Below are 23,781 nucleotides of genomic sequence, written 5' to 3' on the forward strand. Positions count from 1 at the left end.
ATCATGGTGGATGTGAATAAATCATATGCACCCCTCCTTTTTTGATGATTTTTAAAGTTGTTGCAAACATAGTCTTTCTATAATCATAGTCTATCACTTTTATCTCCTTTTTCACCTTCAAATCTTTAATTGTCCTTGAAATGTCTTGAATTGCGCTGAGTGAATTTTATGATAAAATAGTTGTAACCTCATCATGATGTTTTAGAAAAATAATCCTTTTAGGAACTTTCAAAGACTGTTTAGGATTGGGTGTGCTTGTGTTAGATTTTTTCTGTTATTCTTTTCTTAGGAGGAGAATCCAATGAAACATATGATTATTCAGACACAGAAAACAGTTTATAAAGTAAACATCGACGATGTCTACTATATCCAAGCACATCCAACTAAAGCCCATACCGTACAGATTGTTACAGAAGAAGCTAGTTTTAATATGGTTCAAAATTTAAGTGATCTTGAGAACCAATATGGGGAAACCTTGATGAGATGTCATCGAAATTGTTTGGTCAATCTTGATAAAGTAAAATCGATTGATTTTCAAGAAAGAATCCTTTTTCTTGGAGAAGAAGGTCAATACGCTGTCAAGTATGCCAGACGTCGCTATAGAGAAATTCGTCAAAAATGGTTGAAAGAAGGAGAGTAAGAAGATGAGAATATTTGTTTTAGAAGATGATTTTTCCCAACAGACTAGGATTGAAACGACGATTGAGAAACTTTTGAAAGCACATCATATCATTCCTAGCTCTTTTGAGGTATTTGGCAAGCCGGACCAACTGCTGGCAGAGGTGCATGAGAAGGGGGGCCATCAGCTATTCTTTTTGGATATTGAGATTCGAAATGAGGAGATGAAGGGTCTAGAGGTGGCTAGAAAGATTCGGGATCGAGACCCCTATGCCCTGATTGTCTTTGTGACGACTCACTCAGAGTTTATGCCCCTGTCCTTTCGCTACCAAGTGTCTGCTCTGGACTATATTGATAAGGCCTTGTCAGCAGAGGAGTTTGAATCTCGGATCGAGACAGCCCTCCTCTATGCCAATAGTCAAGATAGTAAAAGTCTGGCGGAAGATTGCTTTTACTTTAAATCAAAATTTGCCCAATTTCAGTATCCTTTTAAAGAGGTTTACTATCTCGAAACGTCGCCCAGAGCCCATCGTGTTATTCTTTATACCAAGACAGACAGGCTGGAATTTACAGCGAGTTTAGAGGAGGTTTTTAAGCAGGAACCCCGTCTCTTGCAGTGCCATCGCTCTTTTCTCATCAATCCTGCAAATGTGGTGCATTTGGATAAGAAAGAAAAACTCCTTTTCTTTCCCAATGGTGGAAGTTGTCTGATCGCGCGTTATAAGGTCAGGGAAGTGTCTGAGGCTATTAATAACTTACACTGAACTAGGAGAGTTTATGAATATTGTTTGGATATTATTGCATACACTCATTACTAATGGGCTAGAAATTGTCATTTTCTTTAAGGTAGATGGAATTAATCTTACTTTCGAGAGGATTTTTAAAGCCTTTCTTTTGAAGATACTGTTGGCCTTTGTTTTTGTAATGATTGGCTATATGGTAGGAAATGTTTACCTATCTTATTTTATGGAACCCTTGTACGGCATATGCTTGTCTTTCTTATTGTTAAGAGGGCTTCCTAAAAAACTCCTTTTCTTTTATGGTCTCTTTCCAATGATATTGGTGAATCTCTTTTATAGAGGAGTCTCCTATTTTGTGCTTCCATTTTTGGGACAAGGGCAAGTATATGATGGCTACTCATTTACTGGGTTATGTATAATAATTTTCAATTTCTTCATTTCTCTAGCCTTTTTGAAATGGTTGGACTATGATTTTACTAGTTTGAGAAGGGAGATTCTCGATACAGGTTTTCAAAAGTCCCTGACTAAGATTAACTGGATAATGGGGGCTTACTATTTGGTGATACAAAGTCTGTCTTACTTTGAATATGAGCAAGGTATTCAATCAACGACTGTTCGCCATCTCATCCTAGTGTTCTACCTCCTATTTTTTATGGGGGTTATCAAGAAATTGGATACCTATTTGAAGGACAAACTCCATGATAGACTGAACCAAGAGCAGGCCTTGCGCTATAGAGATATGGAACGCTATAGTCGGCATATAGAGGAGCTTTACAAGGAAGTACGGAGTTTTCGCCATGACTACACCAACCTCTTGACTAGTTTACGTCTGGGTATTGAAGAGGAGGATATGGAGCAGATAAAAGAGGTCTACGGCTCCGTCTTAAAAGATTCCAGTCAGAAATTGCAGGACAATAAATATGACCTTGGGCGATTGTTGAATGTTCGGGACCGCGCCCTCAAAAGTCTCCTAGCAGGGAAATTTCTAAAAGCTAGAGAAAAGAACATTGTCTTTAATGTTGAAGTTCCTGAGGAGATTCAGGTTGAGGGGATGAGCCTACTTGATTTTCTAACCATTGTGTCTATCCTTTGTGATAATGCTATTGAAGCCAGTGCAGAGACTAGTCAACCTCATGTTTCAATTGCCTTTTTTAAAAATGGAGCACAGGAGACCTTTATCATTGAAAACTCCATCAAAAAAGAGAGCATAGATATTTCTGAAATCGTCTCCTTTGGAGCCAGTTCTAAAGGGGAGGATAGAGGAGTTGGTCTCTATACCGTTATGAAGCTTGTGGAAAGTTATCCCAATGCTAGTCTCAATACTACCTGTCAAGATCAAGTCTTTCGTCAGGTGCTTACTATGATACCTACAGAATGATGAAAAAAATAAGACCGAGAGTTCTTGTTACTCGGTCTTATTTTTTATAGTTGTATTGGATGATGAAGTCCTTTCGTATTGTTATGCTTAATTATATTAAGGCTGTATAAGATATCTTCCCACAGTCCTCCACCTGTAATTTGGTTGAGTTCGGTAGTTGTTAGTTCTTGAAATGAAGTTAGGTTTTGTTTCTTATCCATGTTATGATTCTCCTTTTTGATAAGATAATAAATAGTTATAGAGTGTTATCTGAAAATTAATCAGAATGGGTTAAAATTTTATCTTTGAAATAATCAAAATATGTTTTCTTTGCAGTTACACTAGTGACGCGACCTTGTAAGCCATATTGGATGAGTTTACTATCCTCATTAGATAGTTTTGCAAGAGCGGTTAATTTAAAGAGATTACCTTGCTCTGTTCTGGTAGGAGTTTGATCAATTGTCTGAAGTTGGCCGATGATGGTAATGCCGTGATTTCCAATCTTCTCCAGTTTTAATCTTACAGTTTGTCCTTTATCTAGTAGAGGTAGATAGTCAGAAGATACGTAGTAAGTGATTAGTACTTCTCTTGTATCTGTGATGATAGGGAATATTTGAGCAATTTCTGTACCAGTTGGAATTCTATTTTTACCTTCAAATTCGCTGTTCAGATGAATGATACCTTTATTTGGGGCGGTTAAGGTATTGTTTTCTAAGCGCTGTGTCGCTTGATCTAGCTGTACTTTTAATTCTGTTAATTGATTCTCCACGGTTAGTTGTTGCTGAGAAGCTGTCTGTAAAAACTGAGTGCGGAGTACTTCAATTTTAGTTGCTAAACTATTATCATAAGTTGCTACACTTCCGATACCAGCTTGCTGAATTTTGAGGCTTGCGATAGATGATTCAAGACCTGCAATACTTTGATTAATTTGAGATAAAAATGGCTCCTCTGCAGTTCCTTGTGTTTGTCCTTGAGAGGCTACAAGATAACGATTCAAAATTGACTGGTGCGGATTGCCAGTTGGTAAGCGAGCCCTTTTATTTATGATAGCATCTCTCAGCTCTTGATATTCTCCAATTTGTTGTTGAACTTTTGTAATTTCTTGTTCGATGGCTGATGAACTGCTATTGGCAAGATTAGCTTGATTTGAAACTTCAGTGTTAGTCTTTGAGATACCCAGTTCAATATCATGGGATTGTTTAGTAAAATTCCTAAAGGTATTATGGTAGCCAAACTCATCCTCGCCAGAAAAAAGATCAGTCGCTTTTTCTAAGCTTTGTTTCAAAATTCCAAGTCCTTCTTTTTGCTTCTCAAGTCTTTGTAATTGAGTTTCTAAGGCAGTTTTCTGACTTTCTTCCATTGTTTCAGAGTATTTGATGAGTAAGTCACCTTTTTCAACTACTTGATTTGCCACTAAATGATTAGCTAGGATAGGATTATCACTTGTTGACTGAATAGATGCAATGACACTTGTAGGGGCGATTTCTCCTTGGGAAGTAACAGTAATTTCTTTTGTGGCAACAAGGGAGAAAATCAAGATGAAAGTAAACAGTAATGAAAGAGGTATAATTAACACTGTCGCATAGTTATGGTAACGTCTCTGATAAAACTCGACGCTTCTAAAAAGATTAGGATTCATGACATTCTCCTTATTTATTGAATAGATGATGGTAGAAACCTTGCGCCTGCATTAACTCTTGGTGACTACCAACTTCAATGATTTTCCCCTGGTCAAGAACAATGACACGGTTGGTTCGTTCGGCTATACTGAGACGATGGGCTACAAAGAGAATGGTTTTATCAGTTAGGGACATAAGATTATCTATAACTTTTTTCTCAGTCAAGACATCAAGACCGCTAGTAGCTTCATCCAGTATTAAAACAGGAGCTTTAGTTAAAAGAGCACGAGCGAGGGCTATTCGTTGCTTTTGTCCTCCTGATAGACCAGCTCCATCAGAGAGCTGAGTTTGATAGCCCATAGGCATTCTTTCAATGTCTTGACGGATTTCAGCTAATTCACAAGCTCTTAGAATATCTTCTTGGCTAATCATATTATTACCACCTAAGGTTAAGTTTTCCAAAATAGAGCCATTAAAGATATAGGCTTGTTGGGGTAGGTAATTAATATGACGGCGCAAGACTTTTTTATCAATGTTTTTAATATCCTGATGATTGATAGAAATATGTCCTTTGTAGGGTTCAAAGAAATTGACAATCATTTTGGCTAAAGTTGTTTTACCAGAACCACTGACTCCAACTAGGCTAACCTTATCTCCTTGTTTAATCGTGAGATTAATATCTGTTAAGGTATCTCGTCCAAAACCATACTTATAAGAAAGGTCATCAAATTCAATATCGCCCATCAAAAAATGTGAATGAACAGGGTTTTCTTGAACTTTAAATTCAGATTCGACTAGATAGACTTCGTTCAAACGGTTATTAGCGACCTTCGCAGATTGGAGTTTGGTTTGGAGGTTGATAATATTTTCCATAGGAGTTGTAAAGTAAGAAAGAAGTGTGTTAAAGGTAATCAGCTGACCGATAGAAATTTTACTCGACATGACTAATTGAGCGCCAAACCATAGGATAAGGATATTCAGAACTAATTTTGTTCCCTGCTTTAAACTCGTTTGTAAAATAGAATACTTACTGAGCTTAAAGGATTTTTCCAAATAATCTACAAATTCGCTGTCTATATTTTGATAGCGATTTTCTTCACTCGTGAGCGACTTTATAGTTTCAATCCCGTTGATATCTTCGATAATGGCAGAGCTAACCATAGAATTACTTTGCATGACATCATGGTTCATTTTTTCGAAAGGCTTCATAAAAGAAAAGATGATGAACATGTATATAGGAATGGAAATAAGAGAAAGAAGGAAGAGATTAGGGTTTTGTGCCAGTAAGACGCCTCCTACAAGAATCAGAATAGAAACATCCAGAAAAAGAGAAAGAATGGTAGAAGCCAAGGCATCTATAATAGAGTTAGCATCTGTGAACCGTGAAATGATTTCTCCTGTACGACGTGTCGCAAAGAAAGACATAGGAAGTTCAAAAATATGGCGAATATAGGATAAAATTACATCAATACTTAATCTTTGACTCAGAACAGTTAGGAGATAATCTCTGGAGAAGCTCATGACTTGTTGGAGGATATAGGTGATAACCAGACCAACTGAGATGATTCCTAAAGTTGATTTCATCTGATTTGGAATGTATTCATCCAAGATTCCTTGGAGATAATAAGAACCACCGATATTGATAATCGTGACCAATAAGCTTGAGAGAACAATGTAAGCAATGAGAGATTTTTGTTTGAAAATCAGAGGAAGGAAGCTTAGTAGACCATTCTTTTTATCTTTATGGGGTTGATAGCTGGGTTTGGGAGCTAGAAAAATAGCTACTCCAGTCCATTCAGAGAAAAAGCGTTCTTTTGACATTTTAGTGATTTTTACAGAAGGGTCAGGATCACCAATAACCAGATAGTCTTTCTTTGTTTGATAGACAACATAGTAATGTTGGAGTTTTCCTTCTTTGTTAACGTGAACGATAAATGGATAGGGGACATCACTCATGTCAAAGAGAGTTTTATCTGCTTGAACAGGTCTTGTTTCAAAGCCCATTTCATCAGCGGCTTTTACAATGCCAAGAGCAGTCGTCCCTTCTTTATTGGTCTTTGCAAGTTCTCTCAAGTGAGCTAGAGAAAAATCTGAACCATAGAATTTAGCAATCGAGGCTAAGGCAGCAACACCGCAGTCTCTAGCATCTATTTGAGGAACAAATGTACGTTTATAAGAAGTCATTGGCAATTCCTTTCATATAGTAGATAGGTATATTATGCCATAAAAATAAGTTCATATTTTATGAAATCTTGAATAGTCATTGAAACTTCCTGAATGGTAAAAAAGTGATTAGAAATTTTTTAGAGGTGGTTTTAAATAAAAAAGCTAATTTAAGACGTTTCGATGACAATTCAAGATTTAGATGAAAAATTTTAAAAAACAATGATATACTAAACTTGTCAAAGTTGCAACAAGACAAAAATTAAAAATAAAAAAGGAGTATTTGTCATGAATACAAAAATGATGTCACAATTTTCTGTTATGGATAATGAAATGCTTGCTCGTGTTGAAGGTGGAGATAAAGTAGGGGCTGGAGAAGTTGTTCAAGCATTAGGAATTTGTACAATAGGAGGTGCAGCTCTGGGGAGTGTTATCCCAGTTGTGGGAACTCTTGCCGGCGGGATTTTAGGAGCACAGTTTTGTACAGCGGCTTGGGGAGCTTTTAGAGCAAGTTAAACTTTTAGAGATATAGTAGATTGAGAATAGTAGTAAAAGGAGGTGATTTATATGAAATACAGATTATTTCTTATTATTTTCTTGAGTAGTGTTTTGGATATTCTTTTAGGTACATTTTTGAAAATCTCGAATGTATCGATTGGATGGCTTGTTCTCTACAGTGGCTTATTTGAAGCAGGAGTTTTCCTTCTTGCTAATAAAGGTTTGGCGGTAAAAATTAAGGAAGCAGACATTCAAAATCGCTTTAAATTTATTTTTGGAAAAACGCTATGGTTTCAAATTCTTTTGCTCATCTTTTTGATGGTCAAACTGTATCTTGGTTTGGAGGCGAGGCTAATCTTATTCTATGGAAATATTTTCATTGTCTTTAATGCTTTAGTTTATCTTTTGTCTACTAGCCAAATTAATTTAACAAAGAAAGTGTGAAAAGAATGGAACAATCAGTAAATAATTTTATCATTTTACCTGATGAAAAACTAACAACGATAACAGCTGGAGATAAACAACTTGCAGACAGATTTTTAAGTGGAGTAGGTGGTGCGGTTGAGGGGATTTCGCTTTGTGCGCAGACAATCCCTTTCCCAACCCCGCAGATTTATTTAATTTGTGCAGCTGGTGGGGCGGCAGTTTCAGTTTTATGGCCACATTAGAGAAACCTGATTATGCATATATAACACAAAAAAGCATCCAGAATCGGTATGAAACCAAGGATTCTAGATGCTTTTCTCTTTTCGCCCATTGGGTGCTGTTTTTACTGGAAAAAAGGGAGTTTCTCCTTTATGATATAAGTTCAAAAAATAAAAACAAAAGGACACTCCAATGCTCAGTATATCAAATAAGTCTATGAAAAACAATACTTTATCACACTTTTCTTTCGATGGTGGAAATCTGATCAATCAAGCTGGTTCTCTGCTTTTCAAATAACTCTTCACAAAGTTGAATCTAAAAGAAATCATGTCAAAACACCTTGTGACCGATGATAAGCGACGCTATTATCACTATTCGGATATCGATATTGTCATCCAATTTCTTTTAGTGATTATTAACCTGGCTTCTATTTTGGTCACTGTTTACCTCACTAGGAAAATGAGAGTTTGAAGATGATGATTTGGTTAGTCCTAGAACCAATCAACTTATGTATATCGGCTTGACAGGTTTTATGTCTATTATCTATTTGTATAGAGGTATCACAGTAGCAGAATCCTATCAACAACTAATCGCTTATATTGGCGCTATTCTCTGCTCAACCATCATGCTTCTGCTCATTTGGGGTTTGAAGTATTATAAAAAGTAGAGCTTAATAAAGTATAAAGGGGTAAGTGTTTTCGCAATACTTACCCTTTTATAATGAAGTTTTTGCAATTCAAGATGTTTCGATGACCATTTAAGATTTATATGAATTTGTAATCTTAAATAAGGTAAGATAAAGTTAACAAATGTAAAGGAGTATTCTTATGAAGAAACAAAAGATAAAATCGCTATTACTTGTACCACTTGTATTTGCATCTATTACTGCAGGTCTTGTATATGCAGAAGAACAGCCTACTACTTCATCTACCCAGGCGAATGATAGTTCTCTTGTGGCACCAGATTTGCCATCGACTAAGGAAAAGGTGGAGCATAAACCTTCTGTTGTAACCCCAGAAGAGTATGAGAAGAATGTTACGGACTTTAAAAAGATAGATATTGAAGCTGTACGTCAATCTTTTACAGAGGATCAATTGGAACATACTATTTATTTTGGTAGAAAAACTTGCTCTCATTGTCGTCAATTTTCTCCTGAATTGAAAGAATTTAATAACTTGATTGAAAAGAAGTTAGAGTATTATGATTTGGATGGTAAGGATTTTGATGGGGAAGCAAGAGAGTTTCTATTTAAAAAAGTCGGTATTCCAGGAACACCAACAATTTTGTATTTAAAAAATGGACATTCGATATCTGGATGGGTTGGTGGCGGAGCAACTGCACAACAGGTGTATGATTATATGTACTCGAGAAACTCACCTAAGCAAACGGAGACAGTGAAATCTTCTGAGGAAACAGTAACTGAAAGTGTCCGTGATGAGAATACTAGAAGTGACAGCATGAATATTAGTGATAAAGTTGTAAGTGACAGCAAAGGTATGAGTGATGAAAAAAGAACCGAAATGAAAATATCCAATGATAATCCCAATTCTAATAGTGAAAATAGTGGGAAAGTGGAGAGTACAAACTCAACTTCTAAAGCTAAAACTACTCAATCTGGCAATTTAGCAATGTTAGACAATAAGAATCAATCGGAAACTCTCAAACCTATTTTTGATGTTGCTCAAGAAAATAAAACTCCTTCAACTGATGTTAAGGGGACTGATTATGTAAGCAAATCTATTACTTCGAATGAAAAATTATTACCGAAAACAGGAGAGGAAGAAAGTTACCAACTGCTTCGGCTGGCTGTCGCGTTTTTTATGGCTTCTGTAATGATTAAAGTGAAACAAAAAATTCATAAATAAAAATAGATGGTAAACAGGTGCAATGATACTATTTGTTTGTAATAACATATAGCTAACATTTGCCTATAGACAAGAGTGAAAGGGCAAGTATGTTTTTCATGCTTGCTTTTTAAATTTTTTACAATTCAAGATGTTTTGATGACCATTCGTGATTTGGATGGAAAATTTTAAAAAATAGTAGTATACTAACCTTATTAAGGTTGCAATAGGACAAAAATTAAACATAAAAAAGGAGATATTCGTCATGGATACAAAAATGATGTCACAATTTGCAGTTATGGATAATGAAATGCTTGCTCGTATAGAGGGTGGGGATGTATCTGATATTTATAGAGGGTACGCTAATCAGGTAAGTCCATTCGGTTCTTACCCTCCTATATTAAAAAATTCAGGTCCTTTTCCAGTAAGTGGTTACTGCCCGCGCGGTTATCATGACCGTGGTTATATAGGAGCAGGTTTTCATTTATGTGGAATATAGGCTGAAATACAAGAAATGAGGAAGAATTTCTATGAAAAAGTATCAGTTTGTCTTCAAAATAAGTGCAGTCTTGTCTTACCTATTTTTCGTATTTGGTCTTTCTCAGATGACGCTTATTGTTCAAAATTATTGGCAATTTTCTTCCCAGATTGGCAATTTCGTCTGGATTCAAAATCTCTTGAGTCTGCTATTTAGTGGGGTCATGATTTGGATTCTGGTTAAGACAGGGCACGGCTATCTTTTTCGCATTCCGAGAAAAAAATGGCTTTGGTATTCGATTTTGACAGTATTAGTGCTAGTGCTCCAGATCTCTTTTAACGTTCAGACAGCTAAACATGTTCAGTCAACTGCTGAAGGTTGGGCTGTATTGATCGGTTATAGTGGGACCAACTTTGCCGAGCTGGGTATCTATATAACTTTATTCTTTCTGACTCCACTTATGGAAGAGCTGATCTATAGAGGATTACTGCAACACGTCTTTTTTAAGCATTCGAGATTTGGCCTTGATTTGCTTCTTCCGTCAATTTTATTTGCTCTTCCTCATTTTTCAAGCCTGCCTAGTCTGTTAGATATTTTCATCTTTGCAACATCTGGCATCATCTTTGCTAGTTTGACCCGCTATACCAAGAGCATTTATCCTTCCTATGCGGTGCATGTGATCAATAATATTTTCGCAACATTACCATTTTTGCTCACTTTTCTACATAGGGTCTTGGGGTAAAAAAACAAAAGGCTTGCTTTTCAGCCATAGAGGAGGTTATCATGTATAAACACTTATTTTTCCTAGATTCAAAAACCTTAGACTGGTTGACACCTTATATTCTGGTCTTGGCTTCTGACACCATTGCCTTTAATGTTTTTGTGCTAACCTTTGTATCTGTTGTGGTCTTTTATTTCCTGAATCCCATGCTATCTTTAATGGCTATCTTCTTAGGGGCTAGTTATGTGGTTGGATTTTGGTTGCTAAAATGGTTTGTTTTGGAAAGGTTAGAGCTAAAGGATGACGCGTAGGAAGTCTGTTTGGTGAGGAGGATAATTTTATGGAGTTTTTTGATAAATTTCATGCCTTGTGCTTTGGATTTTTAGTACTAATAATCGTCATTACAGTTCCTTATACGATTAACCATGGGGATTTTTTTCAAAATGAATCTGAATTGATTATTGTAAGTCTTCTAGTAACCTCGCTGAGTGTTGTTTATGCTAGACAGTTTGAAATGATTTCTTTTGGGATGTTAAGCAAGAAAGAACTTTTGCTTTTCATTGCAATCTTTCTTCTAAGCGTTCTTGAGACGCTAGTTTATATTCATTTCTTCGCTGTTTCTTCTGGCGCAGGAGTTCAACACTTGGCGGAAGTCAGCAGAGGAATTTCCCTGTCTTTGATTTTGACTTCCACAGTTTTTGGCCCCATCCAGGAGGAACTCATTTTCAGAGGACTTCTTCAAGGTGCGGTTTTTGACAACTCTTGGTTAGGGCTTGTGCTAACTTCCTCTCTCTTTTCTTTTATGCATGGACCTTCTAATGTGCCTTCGTTTATTTTTTATCTACTTGGGGGCTTGTTACTGGGCTTTGCTTATAAAAAGAGCCAAAACTTATGGGTTTCTATTCTAGTCCACATGTTTTACAATAGTTGGCCACTCTTATATTATTTATAAAAATTATGAAAAGGTAAGTAGGAGATTGTGCTTACCTTTTTCTTTCTATAATGATACCCAAGCCAATCCAGAGGCTTTTCTTTGAGAATCGGGTGTGGAGCGGTTGACGAATAGGCCAAAAACTAGTAGAATAGTAAGGAAACTTTATACGGAGGAAAAAAATGGATTTGGGTGATAATGAGCTAACACTGACTCCCATACCTGGGAAAAGTGGCAAGGCTTATATGGGTAGCTATCCTGATGGGAAGCGTATCTTTGTAAAAATGAACACCTCTCCAATCCTACCTGGTCTAGCTAGAGAACAAATTGCTCCACAATTATTATGGAGTCGCCGTTTGGCAGATGGGCGTGATATGTGTGCTCAAGAATGGTTGACAGGCAAGATATTGACCCCCTATGATATGAATCGTAAACAAATCGTCAATATTTTAACCCGCCTTCATCGCTCACGTCCTTTGATGACACAGTTGAGTCGTTTGGGCTATGCCATGGAAACACCTGTAGATTTACTACAGTCTTGGCAGGAAACGGCTCCAGATGCTTTGCGTAAAAATCATTTTATCAGTGAAGTGATGGCTGATTTACGTCAGACTATTCCAGGATTTAGAGAGGACTATGCGACCATTGTCCATGGAGATGTACGACATAGTAATTGGATTGAGACAGATAGTGGCTTGATTTATTTGGTAGATTGGGATTCGGTTCGCTTGACCGACCGCATGTTTGATGTGGCCCATATGCTCTGCCATTATATTCCAGAACATCAGTGGAAGGAATGGTTGACCTACTACGGTTACAAGTATAATCAAACGGTATTAAGTAAATTGTATTGGTACGGTCAATTGTCTTATTTGAGCCAGATTTCCAAGTATTATATGAACCAAGATTTAGAAAATGTTAATCGGGAGATTCATGGCTTGCGTCACTTCCGAGACAAGTATGGAAAGAGAAGATGAGAGTTAGAAATCGTAAAGGGGCGACAGAATTACTAGAGGCAAATCCCCAGTATGTGGTCCTCAATCCCTTGGAAGCCAAGGGGAAATGGCGGGACTTGTTTGGCAATGACAATCCCATTCATGTGGAAGTTGGAAGTGGGAAGGGTGCCTTTGTTTCAGGTATGGCAAAGCAGAACCCTGACATCAACTATATCGGGATTGATATTCAAAAGTCTGTTTTAAGCTATGCTTTAGACAAGGTTCTTGAAGTTGGAGTGCCTAACATCAAGCTCTTGTGGGTAGATGGTTCTGACTTGACTGACTACTTTGAAGACGGTGAGATTGATCGCTTGTATCTGAACTTTTCAGATCCATGGCCGAAAAAACGCCATGAAAAGCGTCGTTTGACCTACAAGACCTTCTTGGATACCTTCAAACGTATCTTGCCTGAAAATGGAGAAATTCATTTCAAGACGGATAACCGTGGCTTGTTTGAGTACAGTTTAGTGAGCTTTTCTCAGTATGGCATGAAGCTCAATGGTGTCTGGCTAGACTTACATGCCAGTGATTTTGAAGGCAATGTCATGACAGAATACGAGCAAAAATTCTCCAATAAGGGGCAAGTTATCTACCGAGTTGAGGTAGAATTTTAAGAAATAGCCTGAAATCAGGCTGTATAAGTGCTTTTGCTTTACATAAGTTAGCAAATGTGATATACTAAGAGTAAGAATATGAAAAGTGAGGCGGGGAAATATCTTCGCCTCTTGCTTATGAGGAGGTGGACGCAATCGCAACAATCGTAGAATTAGTCAGAGAAGTTGTAGAACCTGTCATAGAAGCTCCTTTCGAGCTCGTGGATATCGAGTATGGAAAGATTGGCAGTGACATGATTCTCAGTATTTTTGTAGATAAACCTGAAGGAATTACCTTGAACGACACGGCAGACTTGACAGAAATGATCAGTCCTGTCCTAGATACCATCAAGCCAGATCCCTTCCCAGAACAATATTTCCTAGAAATTACCAGTCCAGGCTTGGAACGTCCTTTGAAAACCAAGGATGCCGTCGCTGGAGCGGTTGGAAAATACATCCATGTCGGGCTCTACCAAGCCATCGATAAGCAAAAGGTCTTTGAAGGAACCTTGTTGGCCTTCGAAGAGGACGAGTTGACTATGGAATATATGGACAAGACGCGTAAGAAAACCGTCCAAATTCCATACAGTTTAGTATCAAAAGCACGTTTAGCAGTTAAATTATAGAAAAAGAAAGGATAGCTTTTGAGGATTCAAAAGTGAAGAAAACATGAGTAAAGAAATGCTAGAGGCCTTCCGCATTTTGGAAGAAGACAAGGGAATCAAAAAAGAAGATATCATCGACGCAGTAGTAGAGTCGCTTCGTTCCGCTTATCGCAGACGCTATGGTCAGTCAGACAGCGTAGCTATTGACTTCAACGAAAAAACAGGTGACTTTACAGTTTATACTGTCCGTGAAGTTGTTGATGAAGTATTTGATAGCCGTTTGGAAATCAGCTTGAAAGATGCTCTTGCCATTAATTCAGCTTATGAACTTGGAGACAAAATCAAGTTTGAAGAAGCACCAGCTGAGTTTGGTCGTGTAGCAGCCCAATCTGCCAAACAAACCATCATGGAAAAAATGCGCAAGCAAACACGTGCCATCACTTACAATACTTACAAAGAACATGAGCAAGAAATCATGTCTGGTACAGTAGAACGCTTTGACAACCGCTTTATCTATGTCAACCTTGGTAGCATCGAAGCCCAATTGTCAAAACAAGACCAAATTCCTGGAGAAGTTTTTGCTTCTCATGATCGTATCGAAGTTTATGTTTACAAGGTTGAAGACAACCCTCGTGGTGTCAACGTCTTTGTTAGCCGTAGCCATCCAGAAATGATCAAACGTTTGATGGAGCAAGAAATTCCAGAAGTTTATGATGGAACTGTTGAAATCATGAGCGTGGCTCGTGAAGCAGGTGACCGTACGAAGGTTGCTGTTCGTAGCCACAATCCAAACGTGGATGCTATCGGTACAATCGTTGGACGTGGTGGTGCTAATATCAAGAAGATTACTAGCAAATTCCACCCAGCTCGTTACGATGCTAAAAATGACCGCATGGTACCAATCGAAGAAAATATCGATGTTATCGAGTGGGTAGCAGATCCAGCTGAATTTATCTACAATGCCATCGCTCCTGCTGAGGTTGACCAAGTTATCTTTGATGAAAACGACAGCAAACGTGCCTTGGTGGTTGTTCCAGATAACAAGCTTTCTCTTGCCATTGGTCGTCGTGGACAAAACGTGCGCTTGGCGGCTCACTTGACTGGTTACCGTATCGATATCAAGTCTGCTAGCGAATTTGAAGCCATGGAAGAAGCTGATTCAGTAGAGTTGGAAGTAGAAAACGATACTGTAGAAGAATAAAAGCTGCTAGAGGAGGGAAAGATGAAAACGAGAAAAATCCCTTTGCGCAAGTCTGTTGTGTCCAATGAAGTGATTGATAAGCGTGATTTGCTTCGTATTGTCAAGAACAAGGAAGGACAAGTCTTTATCGATCCGACAGGCAAGGCCAATGGCCGCGGCGCTTATATCAAACTAGACAATGCAGAAGCCCTAGAGGCGAAAAAGAAGAAGGTCTTTAACCGCAGCTTTAGCATGGAAGTGGAAGAAAGCTTTTATGATGAGTTGATCGCTTATGTGGATCACAAAGTGAAAAGAAGAGAGTTAGGACTTGAATAAGCAAAAGATAAGTAATCTCTTGGGACTTGCTCAGCGAGCAGGGCGTATCATATCGGGTGAGGAATTGGTGGTCAAGGCCATTCAAGACGGCAAGGCCAAGTTGGTCTTTCTAGCCCATGATGCTGGACCCAACCTGACCAAGAAGATTCAAGATAAAAGTCATTATTATCAAGTAGAAATTGTAACCGTGTTTTCAACACTGGAATTAAGCATAGCAGTCGGAAAATCGAGAAAGGTTTTGGCTGTAACAGATGCTGGATTTACAAAGAAAATGAGGTCTCTTATGGAATAGAAGAGGAGGACATGATTTGTCTAAGAAAAGATTGTACGAAATCGCAAAAGAACTTGGAAAAGAAAGTAAAGAAGTTGTAGCGCGTGCAAAAGAGTTGGGCTTGGATGTGAAAAGCCACTCATCAAGTGTGGAAGAAGCTGTCGCTGCAAAAATTGCTGCCAGCTTTAAGCCTGCAGCTGCTCCGAAAGTAGAAGCAAAACCTGCAGCACCAAAAGTAAGTGCAGAAAAGAAAGCCGAAAAATCTGAGCCAGCTAAACCAGCTGTAGCTAAGGAAGAGGCAAAACCTGCTGAGCCAGTCGCTCCGAAAACAGAAAAAGTAGCAGCTAAACCGCAAAGTCGTAATTTCAAGGCTGAGCGTGAAGCTCGTGCCAAAGAACAGGCAGAACGACGCAAGCAAAATAAGGGCAATAACCGTGACCAACAACAAAACGGAAACCGTCAGAAAAACGACGGTCGCAATGGTGGAAAACAAGGTCAAGGCAACCGCGATAATCGTCGCTTTAATGATCAAGCTAAGAAACAGCAAGGTCAGCAAAATCGAGGAAATGAACGCCGTCAACAAGAGGATAAACGTCCAAATCAAGCGGCTCCACGTGTTGACTTTAAAGCCCGTGCAGCAGCCCTAAAAGCAGAGCAAAATGCTGAATATGCACGTTCAAGTGAGGAACGTTTCAAGCAGTATCAGGCTGCTAAAGAAGCCTTGGCTCAAGCTAACAAACGCAAGGAACCAGAGGAAATCTTTGAAGAAGCGGCTAAGTTAGCTGAACAAGCGCAACAAGCACAGCAAGTTCAAGCAGTGGTTGAAGTCGTCCCTGAGAAAAAAGAACCTGCAGTGGATACACGTCGTAAAAAACAAGCTCGACCAGACAAAAATCGTGACGATTATGATCATGAAGAAGATGGTCCTAGAAAACAACAAAAGAATCGAAGTAGTCAAAATCAAGTGAGAAATCAAAAGAATAGTAACTGGAATAACAACAAAAAGAACAAAAAAGGCAATAACAAGAACAACCGCAATCAGACTCCAAAACCTGTTACAGAGCGTAAATTCCATGAATTGCCAACAGAATTTGAGTATACAGATGGTATGACCGTTGCGGAAATCGCAAAACGTATCAAACGTGAACCAGCTGAAATTGTTAAGAAACTCTTTATGATGGGTGTCATGGCCACACAAAACCAATCCTTGGATGGGGAAACAATTGAACTCCTCATGGTGGATTACGGTATCGAAGCCAAACAAAAGGTTGAAGTGGATAATGCTGACATCGAACGTTTCTTTGTCGAAGATGGTTATCTCAATGAAGATGAATTGGTTGAGCGTCCACCAGTTGTTACTATCATGGGACACGTTGACCACGGTAAAACAACCCTTTTGGATACTCTTCGTAACTCACGTGTTGCGACAGGTGAAGCAGGTGGTATTACTCAGCATATCGGTGCCTACCAAATCGTGGAAAATGGTAAGAAGATTACCTTCCTTGATACACCAGGACACGCGGCCTTTACATCAATGCGTGCGCGTGGTGCTTCTGTTACCGATATTACGATCTTGGTCGTAGCGGCAGATGACGGGGTTATGCCTCAGACTATTGAAGCCATCAACCACTCAAAAGCAGCTAACGTTCCAATCATCGTAGCCATTAACAAGATTGATAAACCAGGTGCTAACCCAGAACGCGTTATCGGTGAATTGGCAGAGCATGGTGTGATGTCAACCGCTTGGGGTGGAGATTCTGAATTTGTTGAAATCTCAGCTAAATTCAACCAAAATATCGAAGAATTGTTGGAAACAGTCCTTCTTGTAGCTGAAATCCAAGAACTCAAGGCAGACCCAACAGTGCGTGCAATCGGTACGGTTATCGAAGCGCGCTTGGATAAAGGAAAAGGTGCGGTCGCAACCCTTCTTGTACAACAAGGTACCTTGAATGTTCAAGACCCAATCGTTGTCGGAAATACCTTCGGTCGTGTCCGTGCTATGACCAACGACCTTGGTCGTCGTGTTAAAGTTGCTGGACCATCAACACCAGTCTCTATCACAGGTTTGAACGAAGCACCGATGGCGGGTGACCACTTTGCCGTTTACGAGGATGAAAAATCTGCGCGTGCAGCAGGTGAAGAGCGTGCCAAACGTGCCCTCATGAAACAACGTCAAGCTACCCAACGTGTTAGCCTTGAAAATCTCTTTGATACCCTTAAAGCTGGGGAACTCAAATCTGTTAATGTTATCATCAAGGCTGATGTACAAGGTTCTGTTGAAGCCCTTTCTGCCTCACTTCAAAAGATTGACGTGGAAGGTGTCAAAGTGACTATCGTCCACTCAGCGGTCGGTGCTATCAACGAATCAGACGTGACCCTTGCCGAAGCTTCAAATGCCTTTATCGTTGGTTTCAACGTACGCCCTACACCACAAGCTCGTCAACAAGCAGAAGCTGACGATGTGGAAATCCGTCTTCACAGCATTATCTACAAGGTTATCGAAGAGATGGAAGAAGCTATGAAAGGGATGCTTGATCCAGAATTTGAAGAAAAAGTTATTGGTGAAGCGGTTATCCGTGAAACCTTCAAGGTGTCTAAAGTGGGAACTATCGGTGGATTTATGGTTATCAACGGTAAGGTTGCCCGTGACTCTAAAGTCCGTGTTATCCGTGATGGTGTCGTTATCTATGATGGTGAACTCGCAAGCTTGAAACACTATAAAGACGACGTGAAAGAAGTGACAAACGGTCGTGAAGGTGGATTGATGATCGACGGCTACAATGATATCAAGACTGATGATGTGATTGAGGCCTACGTCATGGAAGAAATCAAACGATAATAGAGAAACGATAGCTCATTTGACTCGTCGTCAACAGCGCCTTGATGAACTTCAGTTCTATCTAAGGCTTGTTTCCTAGATTCAAATGGCTCTAGTTCCTCTATCTAATAAAAATAGCTAGGTCTGCTGGCCTAGCTTTTGGTTCAAAGTAGAGAAAGGAATATCATGGCAAATCATTTCCGTACAGATCGTGTGGGCATGGAAATCAAGCGTGAAGTCAATGAGATTTTGCAAAAGAAAGTCCGTGATCCACGTGTCCAAGGTGTGACCATCACAGATGTTCAGATGCTGGGTGACTTGTCTGTTGCCAAGGTTTATTACACCATTTTGAGTAACCTTGCTTCGGATAACCAAAAAGCCCAAATCGGGCTTGAAAAAGCAACTGGTACCATCAAACGTGAACTTGGTCGCAATTTGAAATTGTACAAAATCCCAGATTTGACCTTCGTCAAAGACGAGTCCATCGAGTATGGAAACAAGATTGACGAGATGCTACGCAATCTGGATAAGAACTAAAGAAGAGGGGCAACCCTCTTTTTTGGTGGAGAAAAAGGCAATAAAACATGATGGGGGAATCTTTCTAGACTTATACTCAATGAAAATCAAAGAGCAAACTAGGAAACTAGCCGCAGGCTGTATTGGAGTAGGGCAAGGTGAAGCTGACGTAGTTTGAATTTGATTTTCGAAGAGTATTAAAAATTATTAAAAAGATTTATAAAATTTAGATAGTGTGATATTATGAGATAAAGATACAAGAGAAAGAGGTATTTATATGGCTGAACAAGACTTAGCTATGCAAGTATTGCAACAAGTGGTGAAACTACCTGTTGTTAAGGTTGATCGTTCGAAGTTTTTAGTGGATAAGTTTTCCAAAGAATTAGATCCACAGGACATTCCTACCTTATTAGAACAAGACCCAACGTCTCTCTTATCTTAAGAAATCTTAGATTGAGTGGCTAATGCCTGTATTAGGGATAATGTTTTATTAGCGAGTGGGACTTCTGTTGTTGCAGGATTACCAGGTGGACTTGCCATGGCAATTACCATACCAGCGAATATAGCTCAATTTTATGCTTTTTCTTTAAAATTAGCTCAAGAACTAGGGTATATTTTATGAGATATGTGAGAAGGAAATATAAAAGAGAATGATGAAATACAAATGTAATAGGTACATATATGTGGTATACTAGTTATAGTAGATTTTAATTGCTTATATCGAGTGAATTCTCATATTAGTGAGGAATTTTTAAATGGAATTACAATTTAATTTAGAACTAGTAGAAACCTATAAAAGTAATAGTCAGAAGGCACGTATCTTAATGGAGGATTGGGTTTATCGTCAGTCTTATTGCCCTAATTGTGGGAAAAATCCTTTAAATCATTTTGAAAATAATAGACCTGTAGCAGATTTTTACTGTAATCATTGTAGTGAGGAGTTTGAACTAAAGAGCAAAAAAGGAAATTTTTCATCAACAATCAATGATGGTGCTTATGCAACGATGATGGAGCGTGTGCAGGTAGATAATAATCCTAATTTCTTTTTTAACTTATACAAAAAATTTTGAGGTAAATAATTTTCTTGTCCTTCCGAAGCAATTTGTTACACTGAAATCAATTATTCAAAGGAAGCCACTTGCGCCAACTGCTAGACGAGCAGGTTGGATTGGTTGTAACATTGATTTATCACAAGTACTTTCTAAAGGAAGAATATTTTTTGTGAAAAATGGACAAGTTAGAGATCCAGAAAAAGTTACAAAAGTATTTAAGCAAAGTTTATTTTTAAGGAAGAACTCTCTTTCAGTAAGAGGTTGGACAATAGAAATTCTAAATTGTATAGATAAGATAGAGGGTTCAGAATTTACCCTTGAAGATATGTATCGTTTTGAAAGTGACCTAAAAAATATCTTTGTTAAGAACAATCATATCAAAGAAAAGATTAGGCAACAGCTTCAAATATTAAGAGACAAAGAAATAATAGAATTTAAAGGTAGAGGAAAGTATCGGAAATTATGAAAACTTATGTGTAATGGTTTATACTTTATCAGACCCTGATTGTGTGAGGTGGTTGTCTGAAAATATGGAGTTTGGTGATGAGAAACAACTTTTTTATTGAATAAAAAATATAGCTGGGAATATGGAGATGAATTACCAGAGTGGTTGGAAAGCCCAAAACTATATAGATTATTGCTAATAAGTGAATGATTGGAAAGCAATTTAAAACTGAAAAAGTATACAGTAGAAATTACAGAAACTTTATCACGTTTAGTAAGTATAGAGGCTGAAAATCCAGATGAAGCCGAACGACTTGTAAGAGAAAAGTATAAGAGTTGTGAAATTGTTCTTGATTCAGATGATTTTCAGAACTATGACACTAGCATATATGATTAGATAGATGTTTTTATTTTGTCACACAAAAAAGAGGCTCGCACCTCTTTTTTAGTTTCAGATAAATTAATCAATTTTTTTAATAAATTTAGCAATTTCTTTTACAATCTCAGTAACCAAAGCATTTCCCATAAAAAACATTCTCATTTTATCAGATACCTCTACAATAGATCCATCTGACAATTTCTTTTTAGCTGTCCAATCATCTGGGAAATCCTGAAGGCGTTCAGCTTCAATGGGTGTAATTAATCTATATTTATTGTTTACAAATAATAAATGTGTGGAACGATTAACTGTTCCTTCGGATGTAAGCATTGTTCGTCCTGGAAGGTTTAAATCATCATAAGGGGACATTCCTCCTTCTGAATAGATGTATTGATGTCCGTCAGAGGATGTTCGTTCAATTTTCTTAGGTCCTCTAAGATATTGAAATTTTTCCAATTTTGACTGATCAGTTAAAAAATATTTTTCAGGTACTTCAGACTCATCTTGAAGAATTTCTCCTAGAGTGATAGGATTGCCATTGTAATTAGGTTCTGTATCAATAGAATAGTATTTTCCATGTCTCATAATTCCTGTATTCCAAACAGTACCAGTAAAAGTATCTGAAACTTCAACTATATCATTTGGTAACTCATAAAACACATGACGATTTTTAACTGCTATAGGTTTAATAGGAAATTGTTTTGCAAATAGACCTTGATTGAAAATATAGTCATCATACCTATTATCTTCAAAGATTTCTTCATTTTTTTCGTAAAGATTGTCATTTTTTTGGGCAAAGACTGTATCATTTCGATATACGAAAAAGAATACACGACGTCTTCGTTGGCTTCTTCCATACTCAGCAGCATTAATAACTCTCCACTCTACAGAATATCCGAGATTATTAAAAGCTGTGAGCATGATTGCAAAATCACGTCCTCTCTGTTTTGAGGGCGCTTTTAAAAGCCTATCCACGTTTTCCAGAATTAAGTATTTGGGTTTAATGATTTCAGTTGCTCTAATGATTTCCCAAAATAAAACTCCTTTTTTTCCTTCAATACCTTTTTCATCTTTCTTGCTACGCGCAACAGAGTAATCTTGGCAAGGAAAACCACCGACAATCATATCGGCATCCATTTTGGAAAATTGTTCGTCTGTTACATCAGAGATACTAATATTGATGTTTTCGCTATTGGGGAAGTGATAATCATAGACCTCAAATGCGTCTTGAGATTTACGAGATGGTTCCCATTGGTTTGCCCATTTTGTTTTAAAGAGTTGCTTATCGGCATTTTCTAATCCTATCCGAAAACCGCCAACTCCAGCAAATAGTTCGAGAACTTTCATCTTTTCTCCTTCATTTTTTTACAGTTTAATCCATTATATACTATTTTCAATGATTGATCAAGTATTAATGTTTGCTTTAGTTTAATTTGATATAATATAAAAGATAGGAGAAGAAAATGGATCAAAACTTATTTAACTATAACGATGAAGATATCGATAGTGTTATTGAATATTCTCATAAACTATTAAATAGAAAATTTTCCGATGTTATGGAAGAGTATAATCGTTCGCTTTATAAATCATATGACGATCATAATGATAGAGTAGTCTCTGAGGTACAAGATAAAGCAATTAGTATGAAGTCAAAAGGGCAGTATGGAAATTATATTGAAAAATATTTCTATGGTTACCAGCCAAATAGTGACTCGGAAGCTGACTTTGAAAAAATAGGTGTAGAGTTAAAAGTTACTCCTTTTAAGATAAACAAAAATGGGACACTTAGTGCAAAAGAACGACTTGTATTAACAATACTAAACTATATGGAGGAAAATTTAGAGGATTTTTACTCCACTCATTTATGGAAAAAATGTGCAAAGATTTTGTTATTGTTTTACAATGGCTTAATTCCCAATCAAACAATGAAGGACTATGTCATTGAAAAAATATTTTTATATGAATGGTTTGAGGAGGATATGGCAGTCATCCTTGAAGACTATCAGAAGATTATAGATAAAATCAAAAATGGAAGGGCACATGAATTATCAGAATCAGATGGAAACTATTTATCAACTTGTACAAAAGGTGCAGGTAAAGGAAAGGATTTAAGACAGCAACCATTTAGTCATGAATTAGCAAAACAAAGAGCTTGGGAATTAAAATCAAGTTATATGACCTATCTGATTAATCATAAAATTTTTAACCAATCAGATCAAGAAAGTGTTTTGGCTAATTTTAGGGGTGAAAAAAAGTCATTTACTGAGGTTATTGCAGAGAAGATTCTTTCCTACAAAGGTTTCTCTGAACAAAAGTTATATGATAGATTTGAAGTGAATCCCAAGGCAAAAGGTAAGAATAGTACTCTGATTAGAAAAATTTTAGGCTTGACAGGGGATTTGGATAAGACCAAAGAATTTCAAAAAGCAAACATGAATTTGAGAGTTATTCGAGTAGATAAGAATAATTTACCTAAGGAAGACTCTCCATTTAAAACTTATTGTTTTAAAGAATTAGCAGCAACAGATAGTTAGGAATCATCACATGTTTATAATGAAATTTATAATAAACGATTCCTTTTCGTTATTTTTAAGGAAATTGAACCTAAGCTATTTGTATTAGATTCTATCAAATTTTGGGGATTTCAGGATAGACAATTAGAAGAAATCCAAAGAGTGTGGCAGGAAACTAGACAAATTATTTCTGACGGAGTTAAATTAACTCAAAATGGTAATAAAGTTTCAACTAATTTCCCTCAAAGTAAGATAAATAGAATTCTATTTACGAAATTACATGCTACCAATGCTTACTATGAAATTGAAAAAGGAAAATTTGTTGGGAAAGGCTCATTATCTGATACAGATGAACTTCCAGATGGACGTAGGATTACAAAACACTCCTTTTGGATGCCTAAGAAGTTTATAAAAGAAATATTAGATGGGAATTGGGATTGATAGTATTTATAATCAATTTGTGAT

At 37.5% G+C, this 23,781-nt stretch carries 23 protein-coding genes and 5 pseudogenes; 24 read left to right on the forward strand and 4 right to left on the reverse strand.

The genetic code is table 11. The features are described from left to right. Positions 1-301: 301 nt before the first annotated feature. Genes HT699_RS05870 through HT699_RS05880 form a run of 3 tightly spaced genes read left to right on the forward strand, consistent with a single transcriptional unit; the run spans position 302 to position 2,736 of the window. Positions 302-640, forward strand: a complete 339-nt coding sequence (locus HT699_RS05870; protein ID WP_016399207.1) for a LytTR family DNA-binding domain-containing protein — start codon at positions 302-304, stop codon at positions 638-640. Positions 641-644: 4 nt separating this feature from the next. After that, a complete protein-coding gene (locus HT699_RS05875) occupies positions 645-1,382 on the forward strand; it encodes a response regulator transcription factor (protein WP_001219128.1) in 738 nt (245 codons plus the stop codon). Positions 1,383-1,395: 13 nt separating this feature from the next. Continuing rightward, positions 1,396-2,736, forward strand: a complete 1,341-nt coding sequence (locus HT699_RS05880; RefSeq protein ID WP_172934170.1) for a sensor histidine kinase — start codon at positions 1,396-1,398, stop codon at positions 2,734-2,736. A gap of 44 nt (positions 2,737-2,780) precedes the next feature. Here the strand turns inward: HT699_RS05880 and blpC are convergent, their stop codons facing one another. From blpC to blpA, 3 genes are read right to left on the reverse strand one after another with little or no spacing between them, the layout of a single operon-like run. Continuing rightward, positions 2,781-2,936: a quorum-sensing system pheromone BlpC gene (gene blpC, locus HT699_RS05885; protein ID WP_000358814.1), complete on the reverse strand. Its 156-nt coding sequence runs from the start codon at positions 2,934-2,936 to the stop codon at positions 2,781-2,783. Between the two features lie 56 nt (positions 2,937-2,992). Next, complete coding sequence (locus tag HT699_RS05890; protein ID WP_166727379.1) at positions 2,993-4,354, reverse strand: bacteriocin secretion accessory protein; 1,362 nt, start codon at positions 4,352-4,354, stop codon at positions 2,993-2,995. 10 nt (positions 4,355-4,364) lie between these two features. Next, a complete protein-coding gene (gene blpA, locus HT699_RS05895; protein WP_054388203.1) occupies positions 4,365-6,518 on the reverse strand; it encodes a peptide cleavage/export ABC transporter BlpA in 2,154 nt (717 codons plus the stop codon). A 267-nt stretch (positions 6,519-6,785) separates the two neighbouring features. Here blpA and HT699_RS05900 point away from each other — a divergent pair, with 267 nt between their 5' ends. The 20 genes and pseudogenes from HT699_RS05900 to HT699_RS11760 all read left to right on the forward strand — a co-directional run. Further along, a complete protein-coding gene (locus tag HT699_RS05900; RefSeq protein WP_023935633.1) occupies positions 6,786-7,013 on the forward strand; it encodes a Blp family class II bacteriocin in 228 nt (75 codons plus the stop codon). 51 nt (positions 7,014-7,064) lie between these two features. Beyond that, positions 7,065-7,439 (forward strand): hypothetical protein, encoded by a 375-nt coding sequence (locus HT699_RS05905; protein WP_000877386.1) that lies wholly within the window; start codon positions 7,065-7,067, stop codon positions 7,437-7,439. Between the two features lie 5 nt (positions 7,440-7,444). Then, positions 7,445-7,663, forward strand: a complete 219-nt coding sequence (locus HT699_RS05910; protein ID WP_000438253.1) for a hypothetical protein — start codon at positions 7,445-7,447, stop codon at positions 7,661-7,663. 304 nt (positions 7,664-7,967) lie between these two features. Continuing rightward, a pseudogene (locus tag HT699_RS05915) lies at positions 7,968-8,307 on the forward strand (immunity protein). Positions 8,308-8,467: 160 nt separating this feature from the next. After that, the gene (locus HT699_RS05920; RefSeq protein WP_054388202.1) at positions 8,468-9,505 is read left to right on the forward strand and encodes a thioredoxin domain-containing protein; all 1,038 of its coding nucleotides are present in this window, start codon (positions 8,468-8,470) and stop codon (positions 9,503-9,505) included. Between the two features lie 244 nt (positions 9,506-9,749). Then, on the forward strand, positions 9,750-9,983 hold the full coding sequence (locus tag HT699_RS05925) for a ComC/BlpC family leader-containing pheromone/bacteriocin (protein WP_000379956.1): 234 nt from the start codon (positions 9,750-9,752) through the stop codon (positions 9,981-9,983). A 31-nt stretch (positions 9,984-10,014) separates the two neighbouring features. Then, positions 10,015-10,704, forward strand: coding sequence for a CPBP family intramembrane glutamic endopeptidase (locus HT699_RS05930; protein ID WP_119919872.1), 690 nt, complete (start codon positions 10,015-10,017; stop codon positions 10,702-10,704). 41 nt (positions 10,705-10,745) lie between these two features. Beyond that, complete coding sequence (blpZ, locus tag HT699_RS05935) at positions 10,746-10,994, forward strand: immunity protein BlpZ (RefSeq protein WP_119919873.1); 249 nt, start codon at positions 10,746-10,748, stop codon at positions 10,992-10,994. A 29-nt stretch (positions 10,995-11,023) separates the two neighbouring features. Continuing rightward, complete coding sequence (locus HT699_RS05940; RefSeq protein WP_119919874.1) at positions 11,024-11,635, forward strand: type II CAAX endopeptidase family protein; 612 nt, start codon at positions 11,024-11,026, stop codon at positions 11,633-11,635. Between the two features lie 161 nt (positions 11,636-11,796). Then, entirely contained in the window at positions 11,797-12,591 is a 795-nt protein-coding gene (locus HT699_RS05945) for a phosphotransferase family protein (RefSeq protein ID WP_000363006.1), read from the forward strand. Beyond that, positions 12,588-13,223, forward strand: coding sequence for a tRNA (guanosine(46)-N7)-methyltransferase TrmB (trmB, locus tag HT699_RS05950; RefSeq protein WP_001266096.1), 636 nt, complete (start codon positions 12,588-12,590; stop codon positions 13,221-13,223). Before HT699_RS05945 ends, trmB begins: the two co-directional genes overlap by 4 nt. Before the next feature lie 125 nt (positions 13,224-13,348). Further along, on the forward strand, positions 13,349-13,828 hold the full coding sequence (gene rimP, locus HT699_RS05955) for a ribosome maturation factor RimP (protein WP_001808916.1): 480 nt from the start codon (positions 13,349-13,351) through the stop codon (positions 13,826-13,828). Between the two features lie 43 nt (positions 13,829-13,871). Then, positions 13,872-15,008 carry a transcription termination factor NusA gene (gene nusA / locus HT699_RS05960; protein ID WP_138701381.1) on the forward strand — a complete coding sequence of 379 codons (1,137 nt, stop codon included), beginning with the start codon at positions 13,872-13,874 and terminating at the stop codon, positions 15,006-15,008. 21 nt (positions 15,009-15,029) lie between these two features. Next, complete coding sequence (locus tag HT699_RS05965; protein WP_000857562.1) at positions 15,030-15,323, forward strand: YlxR family protein; 294 nt, start codon at positions 15,030-15,032, stop codon at positions 15,321-15,323. Next, on the forward strand, positions 15,316-15,615 hold the full coding sequence (locus HT699_RS05970) for a YlxQ-related RNA-binding protein (protein ID WP_001041390.1): 300 nt from the start codon (positions 15,316-15,318) through the stop codon (positions 15,613-15,615). Before HT699_RS05965 ends, HT699_RS05970 begins: the two co-directional genes overlap by 8 nt. Before the next feature lie 16 nt (positions 15,616-15,631). Then, positions 15,632-18,433 carry a translation initiation factor IF-2 gene (infB, locus tag HT699_RS05975; RefSeq protein ID WP_166730622.1) on the forward strand — a complete coding sequence of 934 codons (2,802 nt, stop codon included), beginning with the start codon at positions 15,632-15,634 and terminating at the stop codon, positions 18,431-18,433. A 165-nt stretch (positions 18,434-18,598) separates the two neighbouring features. After that, positions 18,599-18,949: a 30S ribosome-binding factor RbfA gene (gene rbfA / locus HT699_RS05980; protein ID WP_001273601.1), complete on the forward strand. Its 351-nt coding sequence runs from the start codon at positions 18,599-18,601 to the stop codon at positions 18,947-18,949. A 256-nt stretch (positions 18,950-19,205) separates the two neighbouring features. Then, a pseudogene (locus HT699_RS11755) lies at positions 19,206-19,544 on the forward strand (hypothetical protein); the annotation flags it as partial. Positions 19,545-19,683: 139 nt separating this feature from the next. Continuing rightward, positions 19,684-20,446 (forward strand): annotated as a pseudogene (locus tag HT699_RS05990) (DpnI domain-containing protein). Next, positions 20,442-20,821, forward strand: a pseudogene (locus tag HT699_RS11760) (DpnD/PcfM family protein); the annotation flags it as partial. The pseudogenes HT699_RS05990 and HT699_RS11760, both read left to right, overlap by 5 nt. Before the next feature lie 63 nt (positions 20,822-20,884). Here HT699_RS11760 and dcm read toward each other — a convergent pair. Further along, positions 20,885-22,150, reverse strand: coding sequence for a DNA (cytosine-5-)-methyltransferase (gene dcm / locus HT699_RS06000; protein WP_050207411.1), 1,266 nt, complete (start codon positions 22,148-22,150; stop codon positions 20,885-20,887). A gap of 116 nt (positions 22,151-22,266) precedes the next feature. On the opposite strand from dcm, the pseudogene HT699_RS06005 reads away from it, so the two are divergent. After that, positions 22,267-23,757: pseudogene (locus HT699_RS06005) on the forward strand (Sau3AI family type II restriction endonuclease). Positions 23,758-23,781: the final 24 nt, after the last annotated feature.

The organism is Streptococcus sp. 1055 (genome assembly GCF_013276815.1).
Classification (GTDB): Bacteria; Bacillota; Bacilli; order Lactobacillales; family Streptococcaceae; genus Streptococcus; species Streptococcus pseudopneumoniae.

Bases quoted from the DNA above. Each gene is read 5' to 3' on its own strand.
- blpC (WP_000358814.1), bottom strand. From the start codon at position 2,936: ATGGATAAGAAACAAAACCTAACTTCATTTCAAGAACTAACAACTACC.
- blpA (WP_054388203.1), bottom strand. From the start codon at position 6,518: ATGACTTCTTATAAACGTACATTTGTTCCTCAAATAGATGCTAGAGAC.
- HT699_RS05900 (WP_023935633.1), top strand. From the start codon at position 6,786: ATGAATACAAAAATGATGTCACAATTTTCTGTTATGGATAATGAAATG.
- HT699_RS05920 (WP_054388202.1), top strand. From the start codon at position 8,468: ATGAAGAAACAAAAGATAAAATCGCTATTACTTGTACCACTTGTATTT.
- HT699_RS05925 (WP_000379956.1), top strand. From the start codon at position 9,750: ATGGATACAAAAATGATGTCACAATTTGCAGTTATGGATAATGAAATG.
- HT699_RS05945 (WP_000363006.1), top strand. From the start codon at position 11,797: ATGGATTTGGGTGATAATGAGCTAACACTGACTCCCATACCTGGGAAA.
- HT699_RS05965 (WP_000857562.1), top strand. From the start codon at position 15,030: ATGAAAACGAGAAAAATCCCTTTGCGCAAGTCTGTTGTGTCCAATGAA.
- HT699_RS05870 (WP_016399207.1), top strand. From the start codon at position 302: ATGAAACATATGATTATTCAGACACAGAAAACAGTTTATAAAGTAAAC.
- dcm (WP_050207411.1), bottom strand. From the start codon at position 22,150: ATGAAAGTTCTCGAACTATTTGCTGGAGTTGGCGGTTTTCGGATAGGA.
- HT699_RS05910 (WP_000438253.1), top strand. From the start codon at position 7,445: ATGGAACAATCAGTAAATAATTTTATCATTTTACCTGATGAAAAACTA.
- rbfA (WP_001273601.1), top strand. From the start codon at position 18,599: ATGGCAAATCATTTCCGTACAGATCGTGTGGGCATGGAAATCAAGCGT.
- nusA (WP_138701381.1), top strand. From the start codon at position 13,872: ATGAGTAAAGAAATGCTAGAGGCCTTCCGCATTTTGGAAGAAGACAAG.
- blpZ (WP_119919873.1), top strand. From the start codon at position 10,746: ATGTATAAACACTTATTTTTCCTAGATTCAAAAACCTTAGACTGGTTG.
- HT699_RS05940 (WP_119919874.1), top strand. From the start codon at position 11,024: ATGGAGTTTTTTGATAAATTTCATGCCTTGTGCTTTGGATTTTTAGTA.
- HT699_RS05930 (WP_119919872.1), top strand. From the start codon at position 10,015: ATGAAAAAGTATCAGTTTGTCTTCAAAATAAGTGCAGTCTTGTCTTAC.
- trmB (WP_001266096.1), top strand. From the start codon at position 12,588: ATGAGAGTTAGAAATCGTAAAGGGGCGACAGAATTACTAGAGGCAAAT.
- HT699_RS05875 (WP_001219128.1), top strand. From the start codon at position 645: ATGAGAATATTTGTTTTAGAAGATGATTTTTCCCAACAGACTAGGATT.
- HT699_RS05890 (WP_166727379.1), bottom strand. From the start codon at position 4,354: ATGAATCCTAATCTTTTTAGAAGCGTCGAGTTTTATCAGAGACGTTAC.
- HT699_RS05905 (WP_000877386.1), top strand. From the start codon at position 7,065: ATGAAATACAGATTATTTCTTATTATTTTCTTGAGTAGTGTTTTGGAT.
- HT699_RS05880 (WP_172934170.1), top strand. From the start codon at position 1,396: ATGAATATTGTTTGGATATTATTGCATACACTCATTACTAATGGGCTA.